Annotated in this window: 21 protein-coding genes; 12 read left to right on the top strand and 9 right to left on the bottom strand. The window is 59.5% G+C overall.

Annotated features, from left to right (window positions below):
* Positions 1 to 3 precede the first annotated feature (3 nt).
* The 3 genes from QLG10_RS03625 to QLG10_RS03615 all read right to left on the bottom strand — a co-directional run bounded on the left by QLG10_RS03625 (position 4) and on the right by QLG10_RS03615 (position 4,194).
* Positions 4 to 1,821, bottom strand: coding sequence for an ABC transporter ATP-binding protein (locus QLG10_RS03625; protein ID WP_110753758.1), 1,818 nt, complete (start codon positions 1,819 to 1,821; stop codon positions 4 to 6).
* Between the two features lie 127 nt (positions 1,822 to 1,948).
* The gene (locus QLG10_RS03620; RefSeq protein WP_146235760.1) at positions 1,949 to 3,106 is read right to left on the bottom strand and encodes a hypothetical protein; all 1,158 of its coding nucleotides are present in this window, start codon (positions 3,104 to 3,106) and stop codon (positions 1,949 to 1,951) included.
* An 80-nt stretch (positions 3,107 to 3,186) separates the two neighbouring features.
* Complete coding sequence (locus QLG10_RS03615; RefSeq protein ID WP_110753768.1) at positions 3,187 to 4,194, bottom strand: AraC family transcriptional regulator; 1,008 nt, start codon at positions 4,192 to 4,194, stop codon at positions 3,187 to 3,189.
* Between the two features lie 165 nt (positions 4,195 to 4,359).
* Between QLG10_RS03615 and QLG10_RS03610 the strand changes: the two genes are divergently transcribed.
* From QLG10_RS03610 to QLG10_RS03570, 9 genes are all read left to right on the top strand, one after another.
* A complete protein-coding gene (locus QLG10_RS03610) occupies positions 4,360 to 5,211 on the top strand; it encodes a 3-hydroxybutyryl-CoA dehydrogenase (protein ID WP_282485534.1) in 852 nt (283 codons plus the stop codon).
* Positions 5,198 to 5,857 carry a TetR/AcrR family transcriptional regulator gene (locus QLG10_RS03605; RefSeq protein WP_282485533.1) on the top strand — a complete coding sequence of 220 codons (660 nt, stop codon included), beginning with the start codon at positions 5,198 to 5,200 and terminating at the stop codon, positions 5,855 to 5,857. Before QLG10_RS03610 ends, QLG10_RS03605 begins: the two co-directional genes overlap by 14 nt.
* A 91-nt stretch (positions 5,858 to 5,948) precedes the next feature.
* On the top strand, positions 5,949 to 6,362 hold the full coding sequence (locus tag QLG10_RS03600) for a VOC family protein (protein ID WP_033045217.1): 414 nt from the start codon (positions 5,949 to 5,951) through the stop codon (positions 6,360 to 6,362).
* Positions 6,363 to 6,500: 138 nt separating this feature from the next.
* Complete coding sequence (locus QLG10_RS03595; RefSeq protein ID WP_188263555.1) at positions 6,501 to 6,929, top strand: hypothetical protein; 429 nt, start codon at positions 6,501 to 6,503, stop codon at positions 6,927 to 6,929.
* 359 nt (positions 6,930 to 7,288) lie between these two features.
* The gene (locus QLG10_RS03590; RefSeq protein WP_188263556.1) at positions 7,289 to 8,065 is read left to right on the top strand and encodes an ABC transporter substrate-binding protein; all 777 of its coding nucleotides are present in this window, start codon (positions 7,289 to 7,291) and stop codon (positions 8,063 to 8,065) included.
* 89 nt (positions 8,066 to 8,154) lie between these two features.
* The gene (locus tag QLG10_RS03585) at positions 8,155 to 8,844 is read left to right on the top strand and encodes an ABC transporter permease (RefSeq protein WP_282485532.1); all 690 of its coding nucleotides are present in this window, start codon (positions 8,155 to 8,157) and stop codon (positions 8,842 to 8,844) included.
* 14 nt (positions 8,845 to 8,858) lie between these two features.
* Positions 8,859 to 9,557, top strand: a complete 699-nt coding sequence (locus QLG10_RS03580; RefSeq protein ID WP_110753780.1) for an ABC transporter permease — start codon at positions 8,859 to 8,861, stop codon at positions 9,555 to 9,557.
* Positions 9,558 to 9,565: 8 nt separating this feature from the next.
* Positions 9,566 to 10,678, top strand: a complete 1,113-nt coding sequence (locus QLG10_RS03575; protein WP_282485531.1) for a succinylglutamate desuccinylase/aspartoacylase family protein — start codon at positions 9,566 to 9,568, stop codon at positions 10,676 to 10,678.
* 18 nt (positions 10,679 to 10,696) lie between these two features.
* Positions 10,697 to 11,461 (top strand): ATP-binding cassette domain-containing protein, encoded by a 765-nt coding sequence (locus tag QLG10_RS03570; protein ID WP_110753784.1) that lies wholly within the window; start codon positions 10,697 to 10,699, stop codon positions 11,459 to 11,461.
* A gap of 128 nt (positions 11,462 to 11,589) precedes the next feature.
* On the opposite strand, the gene QLG10_RS03565 is transcribed toward QLG10_RS03570, so the two are convergent.
* A complete protein-coding gene (locus QLG10_RS03565) occupies positions 11,590 to 12,315 on the bottom strand; it encodes a sulfite exporter TauE/SafE family protein (protein ID WP_282485530.1) in 726 nt (241 codons plus the stop codon).
* A gap of 453 nt (positions 12,316 to 12,768) precedes the next feature.
* On the opposite strand from QLG10_RS03565, the gene QLG10_RS03560 reads away from it, so the two are divergent.
* Complete coding sequence (locus tag QLG10_RS03560; protein WP_110753788.1) at positions 12,769 to 13,677, top strand: MurR/RpiR family transcriptional regulator; 909 nt, start codon at positions 12,769 to 12,771, stop codon at positions 13,675 to 13,677.
* 115 nt (positions 13,678 to 13,792) lie between these two features.
* A complete protein-coding gene (locus tag QLG10_RS03555) occupies positions 13,793 to 14,065 on the top strand; it encodes a hypothetical protein (protein ID WP_248678366.1) in 273 nt (90 codons plus the stop codon).
* A gap of 37 nt (positions 14,066 to 14,102) precedes the next feature.
* Here QLG10_RS03555 and QLG10_RS03550 read toward each other — a convergent pair whose 3' ends face one another.
* From QLG10_RS03550 to QLG10_RS03530, 5 genes are all read right to left on the bottom strand, one after another.
* Positions 14,103 to 14,330, bottom strand: coding sequence for a hypothetical protein (locus QLG10_RS03550; protein ID WP_110753792.1), 228 nt, complete (start codon positions 14,328 to 14,330; stop codon positions 14,103 to 14,105).
* 303 nt (positions 14,331 to 14,633) lie between these two features.
* The gene (locus tag QLG10_RS03545) at positions 14,634 to 15,116 is read right to left on the bottom strand and encodes a DUF6130 family protein (protein ID WP_282485529.1); all 483 of its coding nucleotides are present in this window, start codon (positions 15,114 to 15,116) and stop codon (positions 14,634 to 14,636) included.
* Between the two features lie 12 nt (positions 15,117 to 15,128).
* Positions 15,129 to 15,803, bottom strand: coding sequence for an NAD(P)-binding domain-containing protein (locus QLG10_RS03540; RefSeq protein ID WP_110753796.1), 675 nt, complete (start codon positions 15,801 to 15,803; stop codon positions 15,129 to 15,131).
* A gap of 218 nt (positions 15,804 to 16,021) precedes the next feature.
* Positions 16,022 to 16,543 (bottom strand): hypothetical protein, encoded by a 522-nt coding sequence (locus QLG10_RS03535; RefSeq protein ID WP_282485528.1) that lies wholly within the window; start codon positions 16,541 to 16,543, stop codon positions 16,022 to 16,024.
* A 93-nt stretch (positions 16,544 to 16,636) separates the two neighbouring features.
* On the bottom strand, positions 16,637 to 17,107 hold the full coding sequence (locus QLG10_RS03530; protein ID WP_188263561.1) for an anti-virulence regulator CigR family protein: 471 nt from the start codon (positions 17,105 to 17,107) through the stop codon (positions 16,637 to 16,639).
* Positions 17,108 to 17,272: 165 nt separating this feature from the next.
* Between QLG10_RS03530 and QLG10_RS03525 the strand changes: the two genes are divergently transcribed.
* Positions 17,273 to 18,007 (top strand): metallophosphoesterase, encoded by a 735-nt coding sequence (locus QLG10_RS03525; protein ID WP_188263562.1) that lies wholly within the window; start codon positions 17,273 to 17,275, stop codon positions 18,005 to 18,007.
* Positions 18,008 to 18,018 lie beyond the last annotated feature (11 nt).

Here is an 18,018-nt window from a genome sequence, read left to right as displayed (position 1 = left end):
GTGTTATCGATAACCCCGGGCCTGCAGATCGAACAGCTGCGCGTAACGCCCTCCGGCCGTGACCAGCGTGGCATGATCACCCCGTTCGAGGATGCTGCCCTGATCCAGCACGATGATGTGATCGGCGTTGCGCACGCTGGAAAAACGGTGGGAGATCAGCAGGGTCATGCGACCTTGGGTGTGCTGGCTGAAATGCTCGAACACCGCCGCTTCCGCCGCCGGGTCGAGTGCCGAGGTCGGCTCGTCGAGGATCAGGATATCGGCATCGCGGCGCATGTAGGCACGCGACAAGGCGATTTTCTGCCACTGCCCGCCAGACAGCTCCAGCCCTCCGGCAAACCAGCGCCCCAACTGCGTGGCGTAGCCGCGATCGAGGCGCTCGATGAACGGCGCGGCCATGCCTTCGGCGGCGGCTTGCTGCCAGCGCTGCTCATCCTTGAACGCCAGCGTATCGCCCACGCCGATGTTCTCGCCGACGGAAAACTGGTAGCGGATGTAGTCCTGGAAGATCACCCCAATCCGCCGGCGTAGCGCGTCTTCCTCCCAAGCCTGCAGATCGCTGCCGTCCAGCAGGATGCGGCCTTGATCGGGCCGATACAGCCGGGTCAACAGTTTGATCAGCGTGGTCTTGCCCGAACCGTTCTCCCCCACCAGCGCCACACTGTGCCCCGGTACCAGGTGCAGGTCGATGCCCGTCAGCGCGGCGCGACTGGCCCCCGGGTAACGGAAACCGACGTTCTCGAAGCGCAGGCCATCGCCAGGCACCGCGCCCACGGTCAGATGACCGGTGTCGGCAACCACGGGTTCGGCCAGGTATTCGTAGAGGCTCGACAGGTAGAGACCATCCTCGTACAAACCACTGATGGCGCTCAGGCTGCTGCTCACCGCCGCCTGTCCCTGTTTGAACAACACCAGGTACATGGTCATCTGGCCGAGGCTGATACTGCCGTGGACCGCATCGACTACCACCCAGGCATAGGCCAGGTAGAACGCCGCGGTGCCCAGCAGGCCGAGGGCAAATCCCCAGCCATCGCGACGCAGGGTCAGCCGCCGGTCCTCGGCGTAGAGCCTGGCAAAGGTGTCGCGGTAACGCTGCAACAGCAGCGGCGCGAACCCGAACAGCTTGACCTCCTTGATGTAGCCCTCATGGGAAAGCAACGTCTCGATGTAGTTCTGCTGCCGGCTCTCCGGTGCGCGGCGGGTAAACAGGCGAAAGGCATCGCCGGAAAAGTGCGCCTCGGCAAAAAATACCGGCAACGCACCGACCACCAGCAACACCAGGGCCCAAGGCGAAAAATGCACCAGCAACACACCGAAGCTGATCAGCACGATCAGGTTCTGGACCAGCCCCAGCGACTTCATCACCAACGCCAACGGCCGGGTCGAGGCTTCGCGCCGAACCCGCACCAGCTTGTCGTAGAACTCCGAATTCTCGAACTGCACCAGCGATAACGTCTGGGCCTTCTCCAGAATCATGGTGTTGACCTTCTGCCCCAGCTGCACCCGCAACAGCGACTGCTGTACCGACAGCGCCCGCTGGGTGGCGGACAGCAAGGCCAGCACACCCGCTTCCAACAACACGTAGCGCAGCACCGGCCACAACGGCGCACTGCCCTGCTGCGCGTGCAATTGCATGGCGAAGACCACGGCGTCGACAATCCGCTGGCCCAGCCATGCCGCCAGCGCCGGAAGTACACCGGCAACCAGCGTTGCCAGCACCAGCCCCAGAAACAGCCCCCGGGATGTGCCCCAGACAAGGAGCAAGGCACGGCGTGCCTGGTCGAGAAGCGTGGTAAGGCGGTTCAAGGCAGCCGCATGCATAAAGGTTAAGTTCGCAGAAAAAAGGACGATGATGCGCCATGGTTCTTAACCGCGCTACAGCCCTGTTCACAACCGCGCACCGCTTCATCCAACATCTCGATCTGGAGAGGATATGAGGCACCCGGCTTCAGTTCGGCAAACTTTCTCGGGCAGCTTGCCTGGCGGATTTGCGGTCTAGCGGGCATGCATCAATGCTGGTCAGGCTGGCACGAGGCACAAACTGAATGAATTTGGAGTCTGTCTTCCAGGGCCGTACAAAGTAGATGCCATCCGCCTCGGCGAGTATGCGAAACGGGCGACTGAATCCAGGCCTGTCCGGGTCCATGATTGCCTCAAGGCCTTTGCTCTCCGGGCCGAGGCCCAGTACGGCGCAATTGCGTGCCCCGGAGGACGATACCTGCAACGCAAACCCGCCCAGTTTGGCACTCGATGCTGGATACAGCCCCAATACAACGACCATTACCATCACCCCTATCGCTACAAAGGCCACAGGATGCTCATGGCCGCGCATTTTCACCACGAACAGCGCGCCGAGTAGCTGGATCAACCCTAAGAACAGCAACTCGCCTGGCACCAGAAGCAATAGCCACCACAGGCTACTGACGTAACGGCCGGCAATTTCCATTACCACAATGGTGACGTTCAGAATCACGCCAATCTGCACAAATGCAGACATCACGCAGGCCATACGAAAGTCAGTGGATACCGAGCCTTCCACACCGAGCGTGATGAATCGGTAGTAAACAAAAATTGTCAGGCCGGCGCCCGATATCGCCGCGCATGTCCAAAACACATTACCCGTGACCTGAAAGCCAACACCCGTAAGCAGCCCGCAAAATACCCCGAGGATCAACAGGCCACCGCCCCAGCGTCCCAAGAGCCGCAAATGGCGCGCGCGTTGCTCCGCGCTCCTCTGCTCGAAACTGAAATCGTCGCTGAGGCGCTTATCCGAAGCGTTCAATCGATGAAACAGTACGAAGATCGGCGAGAGGATAAAGGCAACCAATACAGAGATGATAAATACAAGAATCGCCGACATCGCCGGTAGCGCAGCCAGGACCGCCGAAGATGTAATGCTCAACGGTATTTGTTCTTCCAGAATGTACTGATACAGGTAAAGCCCGGCCGTGAGCAGAATACCGACGCTCAATGGCCAGGCACGATCGTTGAGCCATTTAAGACTCCCGCTCAACTGGGCATAGCGGTTGGGTGCCGAGCGTGACGATTCGGTTTCGATATTTTCGATCTGGCTCACTTCGTCTGACTCCATTTTTTTTAATTCCATGGAGCCACACTTTACAACCTGCAACGGACTCGGCCCCGCCCCCGAGGTAAAATCAGGCATGTCTGACAGACGTTTCGACTCTACTCCTGAAACCGCGCCCGATACCGCCCCGGGCTCTCTCCTGTCCACTTCTTGAACGCCCGGTGAAATGCACTTGGCTCCTGGAAACCCAGTTGTTCGGCGATATCGCCGATACTGGCCTGGCTCCCGCGCAACTGTTCGAACGCCACCGCGCGTCGCACCTCGTCCTTGATCTCCTGATAGGAGCAGCCTTCGCGTTCGAGTTTTCGGCGAAAGGTGCTGGGGCTCAGGTGCTGTTCGAGGGCAAAGGCCTGCAGGGTCGGCCATTGGCTGTAATGGCTGTTGCGCAAGCGCTGGTGTACCTGCGACGCCAGGCCGTGCTGGTTGCGAAAGCGGATCACCAGCCATTGTGGCGCGGTGCGCAGGAACACTTTGAGCGACGCCAGGTCCTGGACCACCGGCAGGCGCAGGTAATGACTGGCGAACTCGATTTCGGTGCGCTCGGCGCCGAAGGTCAGGTTCGGCCCCCAGAGCAAACGGTCATCGCTGAGTGACAGGCGCGCATGGCGAAAGTCCGCGCGGTCGATCGGGATGCGCCTCCCACCCAGCCAGCAGAGCAGGCTGATCATCAACACCAGGAACGTCTCTTCGCCGAATCGGCTGACGTCTTCGTTGGCCGCCTGGCTGTCCAGACTGATGACCGCCCGCTTGCCGCGCACGGTCAGCGTGCCGCGAAAATCCCGCAGGAACAGGGCGAAGTTGGCCAGGCACTGGCGCATGGCCTTGTGCAGGTCGGGCTCCTGGATCAAGGCGCGGCAAATCAGGGCGAATGCGCCCGGCGGCATGCCATGGGAATCGAGCCCGAAGAACTCGTCATTCAGCTCGCGGATCTGAATCAGCCACAACGCCGCAAAGGCATTGGCTGACACCCGCGAGGTGGGGTCCTGCATCAGCGCCGGATCGATACCGGCCTGTTCCAGCACAGCCCGAACTCGCTGTGGATCGTCCCCCAGCCCGTGGATCATCGCCTGCACGAAGTAGGCGGCTACCGAGTCCTTTTCCCGCATGCGAACGCTTCGCTCCCCATCACCCGAAATGGCAAAAAACATCAGTGCCGTTGAACAGTTTCGGCATAGGCCAACCACTGCGCCGGCTCTAGACTCGCGGCAATAGTACGCTTTCGGCCATCACGACGGCCAAGGTATCGCAAGGTTTATCGAAAGGACGGCAACATGAATCTGCAAAACATTGGCGTGATCGGCGCCGGCACCATGGGCAATGGTATCGCTCAAGTCTGCGCCCTGGCCGGTTTCAACGTGACCCTGCTGGACATCAGCGAGGTTGCCTTGCAAAAAGCCCTCGCCACCGTCGGCAAGAACCTTGACCGGCAGGTCGCCAAGGAAACCCTGAGCGTCGAGCAAAAAAACGCCGCCCTCGACAAGATCCGCACCAGCACCGACTACAGCAGCCTGCACGATACGCAACTGGTGATCGAAGCCGCCACCGAGAACCTCGACCTGAAACTGCGGGTGCTGCAACAGATTGCCGCGCAGGTCAGCGCCGAGTGCGTGATCGCCTCCAACACTTCGTCGCTGTCGATCACCCAGCTGGCAGCCAGTGTCAGCCAGCCTGAACGCTTCATCGGTCTGCACTTCTTCAACCCGGTGCCGGTGATGGGCCTGATCGAAGTCATTCGCGGCCTGCAAACCAGCGATACCACCCACACCCTGGCGCTGGACATGGCGACCCGCCTGGGCAAAACCGCAATCACCGCCGGCAACCGCCCGGGGTTCGTGGTCAACCGGATCCTGGTGCCGATGATCAACGAAGCGATCCTGGTACTGCAGGAAGGCCTGGCCAGCGCCGAGGACATCGACGCCGGCATGCGCCTGGGTTGCAACCAGCCTATCGGCCCGCTGGCCCTGGCGGACCTGATCGGCCTGGATACGCTGCTGGCGATCATGCAAGCCTTCTACGAGGGCTTCAACGACAGCAAATACCGCCCGGCGCCATTGCTCAAGGAAATGGTCGCCGCCGGTTACCTGGGACGCAAGACGGGGCGCGGCTTCCATGCCTATGCCTGAGCGTTGCTCGCGTTTCGCCGAATACCGGGACAAGGTGCTGGAGCTGTTCGCCAGCAAGGGTTTCGGTCAGGTGGGCATGCGCGAGCTCGCGACGTGCCTGGGGCTTTCCCCGGGCTCGCTGTATCACCATTACCCGAGCAAACAGCACCTGCTGCTGGATTTGATCGAAGAGTTTTACGAAGAGCTGCTGGCCACGCTGGGGCGCATCAAGCAACAGGCGCCGGCCAAGCGCGACCGACTCAACAGCCTGATTCGCGCGCACGTGAATTTACATCGCGACTTGCCCTGGCATTATCGCCTGGTGGAGCGCGACAGCGGTTGCCTGAACGAAGAGCAGCAGGCTCGGGTGCAAAAATTGCGCGAGCAATACGAGCGCCAGTTGATGGTCCTGCTCGGCGCTCGTTCGAGGTTCAGTGAATCAGGTCTCCTGGCGGCCGGCCATGCCATCGCCGCCCTGCTTAACAGCGCACCCAGCTGGCTGACCGCCCATTCGCTGGACGAAAGCGAGCACGATGAACTGCTGGAGAACCTGGTCGGCGGTGCCATCGAGCGCGTGCTCGCGCCGCGGCGCACGAGCGAGGCTATAAGCCTGGCGCGCCCTATCGAGAAAATATCTAAAGATACCCAGGCTGCCTCCGCGTTTTAGCGCTTTGCTTGCCCAGTCGATGCCATCGGAATTCGCGCTTGCACCCAGCGTCCAATTCGATGTGTACCTTCCACTGACCGGGAGCGCAATCATGAAAATCAATCCCTACCTGATCTTCAACGGCGACTGCAAAGCCGCATTCACCTTCTATGCCGAAAGCCTCAAGGGCCAGCTCGAAGCCATGCTGACCTTCGGCGAAACACCTGCCGCCGAGCACGTCCCCAAGGATCTGCACAACCTGATCATCCACACCCGGCTGGCCGTGGGAGACCAGGCGATCATGGGCTCGGACACCACTCCCGATCGCCCCACCGATGAGATGAGCGGTTGTTCGATTTCGCTGAATGTCGACAGCATCCAGGAGGCTGAACAGGTGTTTTCAGCCCTGTCCGAAGGTGGCAAGGTGCAAATGCCGCTCGAGGCCACCTTCTGGGCCGCGCGTTTTGGCATGTTGGTCGATCGCTTTGGCGTGTCGTGGATGATCAACTGCGAAAAGGACCAGTAACAGCATCGTGCGCAGAAACGCTGTTCAAGTCTTCAAACAGCTCCGGCCTGGAACGGTCGGGCACTCTGGCAACTCCCGGGCCGTCTGCTACCGTCAACAAGCTACCCGTGTGGCAGCGGCCCTTCGGAGGAAACCACCATGCACACCCATGACCCGTCATGGTCCACCCGTCTCAAACTGTCGCTGCTGGCAGGAGGGCTCGCCGCCACCCTGCTGGCACTCAGCGGTTGCGCGACAGTCGATGCCCAGACCACCGCCTACGTTGGCGTGGAACATCCCGCACCGACACTGCCCAGTGAAGTCGTCGTATTGCGCTCCGAGCCTTTGCGCCCGCATGTTCGGCTAGGCGAAATATTGATCGACGCCAGTGTTGACCCTGCCCCGCCCATTACCGAGGTCGAGCAGAAACTGCGCGAAGAAGCCGCCAAGCTCGGTGGCGATGCCGTGGTGGTGGTCTATGACCATATCCAGCCGGTAGGTGCCTATCTCAACGGGCCGCTATGGGCTCGCGATGTGGAGACCGTCAACGGCCGCAAACTCAAAGGGATCGTGATCAAGTACAAGTGAACAGCAGGTTTTTTCGCTGAAATTGACAACGCGGGGCGCAGTTTCCCCGCGAGCCAGCGGCCGCATTCGTGTCCGCTTACCACCCCGTGTCCCCTCCCTGGATCCAGCAAAAATCGGCTATCGGCCATCAAGCCCGCCTGAGCGTTTGCACATGAGTCTTGCCCGGGCCTGACTTGCCAATAGTGACAGTGACGCTTTGGCATTTTTTGCCCGCGACTGATATGTTTTTTTTCATTTGTTTGATTTATGAAATTTTATGTGCCATTTATAGCCTCGCAAATCCCCGCAGCAGTCCCCTTCGACAGATCGGACAATCGCTGCGCGCAACACCCAAACACCTCATCCAGGGAGTCAACAATATGAACAAGACAGAACTTCTAGGTACTCTGGCACTGTGCGCCGCAAGCTTGCTGGCACAGGCGGACGAAGACAGCCTGCGCATCGGTATCGAAGCCGCCTACCCGCCCTTCTCCTTCAAGACGCCGGAGGGCAATGTCAGTGGTTTCGATTACGACATCGGCAACGCGCTGTGCGAAGAAATGAAGGTCAGGTGCGAATGGGTCATCCAGGAATTCGACGGCATGATCCCCTCACTGAAAGTGCGCAAGATCGATGCGGTGTTGTCGTCGATGTCGATCACTGAGGACCGCATGAAATCCGTCGACTTCAGCAAAAAGTACTACCACACGCCGGGCAAGTTCGCGATGAAGGCCGGCAACGTGATCAACGACCCGCTGGTCGATCTCAAGGGCAAGAAAGTCGGCGTCCAGCGTTCCTCGACCTATGACCGTTTCGCCACCGAACAGCTTGAGAAAGCCGGCGCCTCGATTGTTCGCTACTCCTCGCAGAATGAAGCCTTCCTCGACCTGGCGGCGGGTCGCCTGGACGCCACCCTCGCCGATATCGTCAACACCGATGAGAGCTTTATCAAGACGCCGTTGGGTAAAGGTTTTGCCCTGGTCGGACCCGACATCAACGACCCCAAATACTTCGGCAAAGGCGCCGGGATTGCAGTGCGTAAAGGCGACAGCACGAACGTTGCACGCCTGAGTGCGGCAATTGACGCCATCCGAAGCAATGGCAAGTACCAGCAAGTGATGGCCAAGTACTTCGCGTTCGATATCTACGGCGAATAAGCCTTTACCCCAGACCCTGGCGCTGGCCTGTGCGGGCGCCACTTGGCTTGTCTCGCGCGCCTCGCGGCGCGCGCTTGAGGAACTTCATCATGCTCCACGGCTACGGATCGAGCATTCTCGATGGCGCCTGGCTGACCATCAACCTGGCCCTGACCTCCATGACCCTGGCCATTACCTTGGGCCTGATCGGCGCCGCCTTTCGGTTGTCGCCCTTCAAATGGCTGGCGGTACTGGGTGAAGGCTATACCACCCTGATCCGCGGGATTCCCGACCTGGTGTTGATCCTGCTGATCTTCTATGGCGGCCAGGATCTGGTGAACCGGCTTGCCCTCGCGCTGGGCTACACCCGCTATATCGACATCAATCCCTTTATCGCTGGCGTCTGCACCATGGGTTTCATCTTTGGTGCCTATCTCTCGGAAACCTTTCGTGGCGCCTTCATGGCAATCCCCAAGGGCCAGGGCGAGGCCGGCGCGGCCTATGGCATGAGCGGCCTGCAGGTGTTCTGGCGGATCCTGGTGCCGCAGATGATTCGCTTCGCCATTCCCGGCTTCACCAACAACTGGCTGGTGCTGACCAAATCCACCGCGCTGATCTCGGTGATCGGCCTGCAGGACATGATGTTCAAGGCCAAGAACGCAGCGGACGCCACCCATGAGCCGTTCACGTTTTTCCTCACCGTCGCCGCGCTCTACCTGATGCTGACCAGCGTGTCGTTGCTGGGGCTGCGCTATCTGGAAAAACACTACTCGGTCGGCGTCAAAGCCGCCGAACTGTAACGGGGAGCACAGGCATGATTCTCGACTACAACCTGATCTGGGAAAACCTGCCGCTGTATTTCAATGGCGCGCTGGTGACCCTCAAAGTCCTGCTGATTTCCCTGGCCATTGGCCTGGTGCTGGCGATTCCCATTGCGTTGCTGCGGGTATCCCGTTCGCCGCTGCTCAACTTCCCGGCCTGGCTCTACACCTACGCGATTCGCGGCACGCCGATGCTGGTGCAACTGTTCCTGATCTATTACGGGTTGGCGCAGTTCGAAGCGGTACGCCAAAGCGCGCTCTGGCCGTACCTGTCCAGTGCAACTTTTTGCGCCTGCCTGGCTTTTGCGATCAATACCAGTGCCTACAGCGCCGAACTGTTGGCCGGCAGCCTGAAGGCCACCGCCTACGGCGAGATCGAAGCCGCCAAAGCCATGGGCATGTCGCGTTTGACCCTGTACCGGCGGATTCTCCTGCCGTCGGCCCTGCGTCGAGCGCTGCCGCAGTACAGCAACGAGGTGCTGATGATGCTGCAAACCACCAGCCTCGCGTCGATCGTCACGCTGGTCGATATCACGGGAGCCGCGCGAACGGTCAGTTCACGGTTCTATCTGCCGTTCGAGGCGTTCATTACCGCGGGCCTGATCTATCTGGCCCTGACCTTCATCCTGGTTCGTCTGTTCAAGCTGGCCGAGCGCCACTGGCTGGCCTACCTGGCACCGCGCAAGCACTAAGGAGTCTCATGCAACACATTCAATACCTGTTGCCGTGGAGTGCCTCGGGCACAGAACGAAAGCTCTCGCTGTTCCGTTTTGGCAGCGGTGTGCGCAAGGCCTACATCCAGGCTTCCCTGCACGCCGATGAGTTGCCGGGGATGCGCGTCGCCATCGAACTCAAGCGCCGCCTTCAGGCGCTGGAAGAGGAAGGTCGCCTGAACGGGGTGATCGAATTGGTGCCAATGGCCAATCCGATCGGTATCGCCCAGATGTTCCAGGCCACGCACCAAGGTCGCTTCGAGTTCTCCAGCGGGAAGAATTTCAATCGCGACTTCCCGGAACTCGGCGAGGACGTGGCGCAGCGACTGGAAGGTCAATTGGGCGACGATGCCGATGCCAACGTCGCCCTGATCCGCCGCGCCATGGGCGATGCCCTCGCCAACCTGCCGGCAGCGACCTCGGAGCTCGACGGTTTGCGTCGCCTGTTGCTGCAGCATGCCTGCGACGCCGATGTGGTGCTGGACCTGCACTGCGACTTCGAGTCGATCATGCTGTTGTATGCCATGCCGCAAAACTGGCCACGCCTGCGCTCGTTGGCCGCCCGCCTGGACGCCGGCGTTGCCCTGCTGGCCGAGGCTGCGGGCGGCAGCGCCTTCGATGAAGCCTGCGCACTTCCCTGGCTGCAACTGGCCAAGCGCTTCCCTGAAGCCAATATTGCCCTGGCATGTGTAGCCACCACTATCGAGTTGCGCGGCATGGCTGACACCGAACGCGAAACGTGTGCCGACAGCGCGCAAGCCATTCTCGGCTATCTCGCCGAGCAAGGCCTGATCAGCGGTGACTGGCCTGCGTCGCCCCCGGGCAGGTGTGAAGCGACACCGTTCGCCGGTGCGCAGTACGCCTACGCGCCACACCCGGGGGTGGTGAGTTATCTGCAACCGCTGGGGGCCCGGGTCAAGGTCGGCGATCCGCTGTTCGAAGTGATTGATCCACTCACCGACCAGCACAGCGTGGTGCGTGCCAGCACCGACGGCATTCTTTACGCCCGCGAACGCCTGCGCTTTGCCCAGCCCGGCCTGTGGCTGGCGAAAATTGCCGGCAGTACCCCCATTCGCCAAGGCCGCTTGCTCAGCGACTGATAACAGAGAGTCAGAACCATGTACAAGCTGGAAATAAAGGACCTGCACAAAAGCTACGGCACCCATGAAGTACTCAAGGGCGTGTCCCTGGAGGCGAAAGCCGGTGACGTCATCAGCATCATCGGCTCGAGCGGCTCGGGCAAAAGCACCTTCCTGCGTTGCATCAACCTGCTGGAACAACCCAACGCCGGCGACATCGTGCTCAATGGCGAACAGCTCAAGCTGGTGAGCAACAAGCTCGGCGGGCTCAAGGCTGCCGAACCCAGGCAGCTGCAACGCATGCGTTCGCGGTTATCGATGGTGTTTCAGCACTTCAATCTCTGGTCGCACATGAGTGCCCTCGAAAACGTCATGGAAGCACCGGTGCATGTACTGGGCATCGACAAGAAACAGGCGCGGGAAAAGGCCGAGCACTACCTGGACAAGGTCGGCGTGGCACACCGCATGGACGCCTGGCCGGCGCATATGTCCGGAGGTGAGCAACAGCGCGTGGCGATTGCCCGGGCATTGGCGATGGAACCGGAGGTCATGCTGTTCGACGAGCCCACGTCGGCACTCGACCCCGAATTGGTCGGCGAAGTGTTGAAGGTCATGCAGGACCTGGCGCTGGAAGGCCGGACCATGGTGGTCGTGACCCACGAAATGGGCTTTGCCCGCGAGGTGTCGAACCAGTTGGTATTCCTGCACAAGGGCCAGGTCGAGGAACGTGGCGACCCGCGAGAGGTGCTGGTCAACCCGCAGTCCGAACGCCTCCAGCAGTTCCTGGCTGGCAGCTTGAAATAAGCCTTCGGCGCACACCGACTCTTGGCCCGTCGCTGCACACCGAGGGTCGGCTTTGAAACGCTCCGGGCGGGATGTTGCCCACCCAAAAGTTCTTCACGGAACCGCCTGAAACAACGAGCTCATCTCCCTCAGGTCAATCCTCCTGCTAATAAAGAAAACCCCGAAAGCAGCATTAAAATATCCAGGAGCCTTTGAAATGTCGTCATGGAGATTTTCAGCGTGATGAATTTGCCAATCGACATACCTGCGGCCAGCGAGAGCCCGATCAGCAGGCCTTTCAATACGACGGTCAGGGGAAGGCCTCCAATCGCTTTGAAAGTGATTGTCTTGCTCAAGTAAATAACAAACGAGGCGGCTGCTTCGGTTGAGAGCAATGGGCCTTTCAATAACCCGTATGCAGAAAAAATTGGAATGGTCAGCGGCCCGGTAGAAAGAACAATACCCGTGAGGTAGCCGATAAAAGCCCCTGTGATTGAGAGATGCCAAAGCGAAAGAGTGAAATTTCTTGATTTTGCCCAGTGGCGATAGGGAATCATGAGCAGAAAGAACGTCCCGAGGGCTATATCAATCCAGGTTGCTTTCAGGTTCCAGAGTGTGTGTGCACCAAGAGCCGCTGCGGGTACCCCTGTCACCGAATAGGCTAAAAACGCCTTCCAGTGAATATCCTTTCGCCAAAGAATAACTCTTGAAATATTGCCAACGATTGCTGCCACCGCCATGATCGGCACCGCCTGCTTGGGGCCGAAACAAAGGGCGAGCGCAGGCAGAAGCATGATCGATGCCCCCGTACCGATTACACCACTGACGACGCCTGAAATGACCCCGATAAACAAAACGAGTAAGTATTCTGTCATTTGTCTTTCACTGCGGGTGTTGGTTTTCGTGCTGTTTCAACGCCGCTCTAACACACCGAGAACTTCACTAACTTAGTAAGTTAATTTTTTTCTCAGGGTGATTGCGGATTCGATAAACCAAGCCACCGTGCCAGGCTTCGATTAATTTTTGTATGTGGATGACTTGAGAGATCTTTCTTTATATTTTGTAGGAGTTTTCGCCTACTTTGTTGCATGGTCGTAGTGAAGCCTGAGTACTGCAGCAACTTCAGGCGCGAGAGCTTGAAATAAGCCTTCCGCGCACACCGAGGGTCGGCTTCGGATACACTCGCTGGCAGAACCCTGTAGGAGCGAGGCTGCCCGCGAAGCGAACGCCGCGGTGTTTCAGAAACTTCGCGTCATCGTTCTTCGCGGGCAAGCCTCGCTCCTACAGTCTTGTATGCGCCCTAACCCTCAGGACATGTTGAACCGGATATGCCAAGCCCTTCGAAAGACACCACGGTCTATGCCGCGCCAGTGATGCGCAAACTGGCGGAAATCGTTTCCGACCTGCCGCCGTCACTGCGCAAAGTGGCGGACTTTGTCCTGCGTCACCCGCTCAGGGCCGCGACGTTGACCATCGAAGAAATGGCCCAAGAGACATCCACCTCGCCAGCAGCGGTCAATCGACTGGCCAAGGCGCTGAACCTGGGTGGTTACACCGGTATGAAAGCCGAGCTGGTCGCGACGTTGCAGCAGATGGTGTCGCCGGTCGACAAGTTGCGCAACGAACTGGCGCATCGACCGGGTGGCGCATTTGGCCTGCATGAGCAAATCCACAGCGCCAGCAGCAATCTCGCCACGGCGGCGACCAACAACCATGCCGAGACCTTCGAGGCGTTTGTCACTCGTCTGATCGAGGCGCGGAAAATCTACATCCTCGGGTTTGGCAACAGCGTCTACTTCGCCGGTCTCGCCGCCTCGACCCTGATGCCCTTCTGCGCGGACGCAACCGCCATCAGCATGGAGGGCGGCAACGAAAACGCCGCTTACCGGCTGGCTGCCATCACTGATGAGGACGTACTGCTCGCGATCTCCCTGCCGCGCTACTCCCTCGATACGCTGCAACTTGCACGCTTTGCCAACGCGCGCGGCGCCTCGGTATTGGCGATCACCGACTCACCCGCCTCCCCCCTCACCGCCATTGCCGAACACGTGCTGTTTGCCCCGGCTGACCATCCGGTGTTGACCAGTTCCAACATTGCCGTGCTCGCCCTGATCGAAGGCCTGGTGGCTGGCGTAATGGCTCGCAACAAGGAAGCCGTCAAGCTGGCGACCGAACTGACCGAAAGCGTGATGTCCTACCTGCACATCCCCACAAGCAACAAATCGCCGAAAAAGTGAGGGTTCCCGGGCGCCCGTTGCAACACTTCGGATCTGCCGCCCGTCCGCCACTGCGCACCTTCCTGTGAGCCGTGCTTCAAATGCCGTACATCCCCTTGCACGGAAGACTCAAACGATGAACATCACCATTGCCGCCCTCATGCTGTCGGGCTTTCTGTCGGCCTCGCCGCTATGGGTCCAAGCCGCCGAGAAAACAACTGAGGATGCAACGATCCCACCTTCAGCGCTTCCCGGACTGAACCAGCCTGAATCCAACGAAGAAAAAGCCGATAAAAAGGGCGAGGAGGCAGCGGGATCAAATGCCGGCTCCGACGCGCACTCCATGAAAAAAGACGCGGAGTCGCAGGATGACGGGGGCACTGAGAGGGGCAGTGAGTCGGGAAGCTGACAACCCCTGCCCCTTTTTTCAAAAGACGCTGGATGTATCAGTCGTCCCGATCGTCACGATCGCGATAACGACGGTTGTCGCGATCATCGTCGCGACGATCGTATCGATGGTCATACCCTCGGTCATCGTCATCGCGATCATATCCACGGCGATGATCATGATCGTGGTAGCGACCATACCTTTCTCCATCTTCCCAGTGAGGTCCGCAGCCTCCCAGCAAGAGCAGGCTGGAAAGGGCCAGGGTCATCATTACTGCGCGATTCATTTGAGCATCCTGAAGGTCGGAGGGTGAGAGGGTTCTGGCCAGGAAAAATTCCGCACGGCGTTGAACCCCAGACTATGACCATTCAGTAACTCAATGATTCCGTTGGCAAATACAACTGGCGGGAAGGCTTCGACAGCGGAACGCGGAGCGTCCCTGGCGGCAAGGCTAAAGCGCGGTGCCCCCTGCAGGAGCGAGCATGCTCCGGGCGGCGTTCCGACGATGGTCGTCAACGATGACGATGGCTATTTGAATGCAATGACGGACAGGCTCAGGGCGTGAGGCGGCCATGACCGGGCTCGAGCTTCACTGCTGTTTTGCTGCGTGACCATCGTCTGCGTGAGAGCCAGCCATTGGCTCCTTCTGCGGCACTGTAAAGCTCACTGTCGTACGGGTGAGGATCTTGTGCGTCGGGTCGGCCACTTCAAGCAGAACCTTGTGGGCGCCGGGGGTCAGTCCGACCAGGATGATCGGGTCTTCACTGGTGTGCGCCCACGTACCTTTCCAGTCGTCGACAGTCACGTGAAGGTGGCCCAGTCGTGGAGATACATCGGCAGCCGCCTTACCGAATACCGGCATGATCCTGGCGTGCTCTGTTCGATACTGGATAATGACGACGCCGCGGGCGAGCGGCTCAGGAAGCGGCGGATAAGCAATGAGCCTTGGCGTCGTCTCGGATTCCAATGGCAGGATTGCCGGTGGGTGATCGGTGTCGGCCGCCCCTTGACCGAGCGCTGCCGTGCAAGACAACACACTCCAGGCGATGGCCAACAGATTTGCGGAAGCCATGGTGGATTTCTCCTAAAGACCGACTTTGCGCTTGAGTTCGGCTTCGTTCCAAAGGCCGCTGAGCGGGCCGCCCGGCAACCCTTCATTGGCTCGCGCCAGCGGGAAAATAACCGGTAAAAAACCAGCGTCGCGCACCAACCGGGCACCCATGTCCCGTGCCTCGGCGTCGTCGGCGAACACGGGAATCGCCTTGTCTTTGCCCGACTGGTCTTTCATTGAAGCGTAGCCTATGGCATTGAACGCCCGCACCAGGCGTATTCCGGGCAGATATTGCTGGTCCGCGGAGGCGACTCCCATCTCCAGCGCCTTGCGCCCGACCTCTGCGTCACGGCCGCCGAACGGGTTGCTGGTGCTCAACACTACCTTGCCGTCCAACTTGCCCTGGACCTGTTCGGACAGCTCTGGCATCGCGCCATAGGGAACACTCAACACGATCACATCGCCCCATGTGGCGGCATCGCTCACCGAGCCCGCCTGAGCGTTGGGGCCAGCGCTATTGACCAGATCCGTCAGCTCCTCGGGGTGGCGCGAGGAAAACATGACCGAGTGCCCGGCCTTTACCCAGAGCGTACCCAGCGTACCGCCAACGTTACCGGAGCCGATGACGCCGATCTTCAGGGGATCCGCCATAGCCGGGCTGACGCACATGACCATGCCGGCGAACATCAAAAAGAGAATTCTGGACATACGCTGTGCTCCTGCGTTGGAAAGCAGTCTCCTCTCCACACGGAAAGAGCCTGCAACACCAAGGTGAAGACTAGCTGCTTATTGTTATTGCTGATCCTCGAGAGCGCTCGGTAAAACCCTTAACGATCTGCATCGCAAAAAAAATCCCGGAAACAGACGTCTCCGGGATTTTTTTAGAAGCCTGGCCGCTAGAAAGTCGCTTGCCTGGCAATTTCTGCTCAGTGGGATTTTTTTGGTGCGCCGGCTTTACTCAAACCTTTCGAGTTGTGATCACCCGGCGTCGATTCCGAAATGGCCCTGGCCTTGTCCAAGCCGCGCGTATCTTTGGAGTGTGCGATGCCTGAAGTCGTGGTGCCGTGGCCATTGTCACTATTACGATCACTGCCGTAGTGATTGCCACTGACGCCATGGTCGCGAACGGCCTTGCCAGCATGATCACTGCTCAAACCCTCGCCGTGCCCGTTACTGCCAGCATGACCCGAACCACTGTGGCCGGCACCGTTACCGCCGCCATTACCACCGCCATGGCCACCGCCGTTTCCGCCGCCATTTCCGCCGCCATTTCCGCCGCCGTGGCCACCACCACCACCACCACCACCACCACCACCACCACCACCACCACCACCTTCTTTCGCATAGGCGGCGTTCATGATGGACAGATCAACGGGGAGTAACGGGGCGGCTGCAAGCATCAGGGCGCATGACATTACAGCAACGAGACTCTTGTTTTTTAAAAGCATGATTGCTTCCGTGAGGGTTGATTACGCGTACCTTATGACGCGTAATCCCCCTGACAGTTCAAGTCCCGCGACGGACGGAGGCGCCAGCAGGAATCAATCAAAAGCGCCGTTAAGCACTTCATAGATCAGACCGGTAGCGATCGCCACCAGTATCAAGTCAGTGCCCGCCTGCTGCCATTCATACCCGTCATAATGCGGCAGCCTGCCGGTCAGCCGGCCATCGAGCTTTTTGGCAATCCCCGGCGGAAGCGGTTTACCGCGGGCGAGGTTCTTTTGAATGCCGGGAGGTAACGCAGGTCCAGGGGCCCAGTAGTCCCGATACCCGTCCACAATGCCAAGAATGTTTGCCCGGTTGATGCTTGGGCCATTATCCCAATCACCGCCCCCTGAATGCTTTCCCTTGTTGCCCTGGTTGCCCTGGTTGCCATGCTCCTGGCTGTTTTGCGAATTGCCCTTTGTGTTTCCTTGCCCCTTGCCATTACCAGGATCGGCCAATGCCAGCGTCGAGGCACAAACCAATGCAACACAGGCAATAGCGGCAACAAACGAGCGATATCTGAACATATCCGTTCTCTCAGAAAGGAAGTACCCCTGGAATGTATACGCTTCGCGGCGAAGCCATGCCAAATTTCAAGCAAACGGTTGTGACACGGCCCACAACCCTGGCGCATGCTTAAGCGGTGATCGACCAGCAACAAAGCAACATGTTCTGCCGTACCGGAGTACCCCATGACCACAACTATCGAGGTGCCGCGCATCCAGCGCTTTGCTGCAAACACTGCGGGTCGGGATTTCGCGGCAGGTGACATTCACGGGCACTTCAGCCGATTGCAAGCCACGCTGGATGCGGCTGGTTTCGATCCTGTTGTCGACCGGCTGTTCAGCGTCGGAGATTTGATTGATCGTGGACCTGAATGCCGGGACGCACTGGACTGGCTTGCCAAGCCATGGTTTCACCCCGTGCGCGGCAACCATGACGATTTCGTGGTGCACTTCGACACCTGCGACGTCTTTAGCTGGATCTGCAACGGCGGGTCCTGGTTCACCGGTCTATCGCCACCTGAGCAGCAAGCGTTCGCGCTGCAATTCGCCGAACTACCGATTGCTATCGAGATCGAGACGCCAGACGGATTGGTCGGGATTATTCACGCCGATTGCCCAGTGTCGTCATGGGACCAACTTCGCGCCGAACTGCAATTGCCTGAAAGTGACAAGCAGCTGCGAGCCGTACTGCTGCGCTGCATGTGGTCACGAACCCGGATTCAGGCCGGCGATACCCGCGCCGTCCATGGACTTCGCGCCCTGGTGGTCGGGCATACGCCACTCAGGCAGCCTGTGGTGCTGGGCAATGTGTACCACATCGACACCGCGGGCTGGCTGGACGGTTATTTCACACTGCTGGATCTCACCACCTTGCAGTGCATCCCGCCAATCGACCCGGAACCCGGTTTCGACTGGGCCTGACGCGCCGTTCG

It is taken from the genome of Pseudomonas sp. V98_8 (assembly GCF_029967975.1).
Lineage (GTDB): Bacteria > Pseudomonadota > Gammaproteobacteria > Pseudomonadales > Pseudomonadaceae > Aquipseudomonas > Aquipseudomonas umsongensis.
Note: the sequence above shows the minus strand (reverse complement) of the source record. Positions and strands in the feature narration are given on the sequence as shown.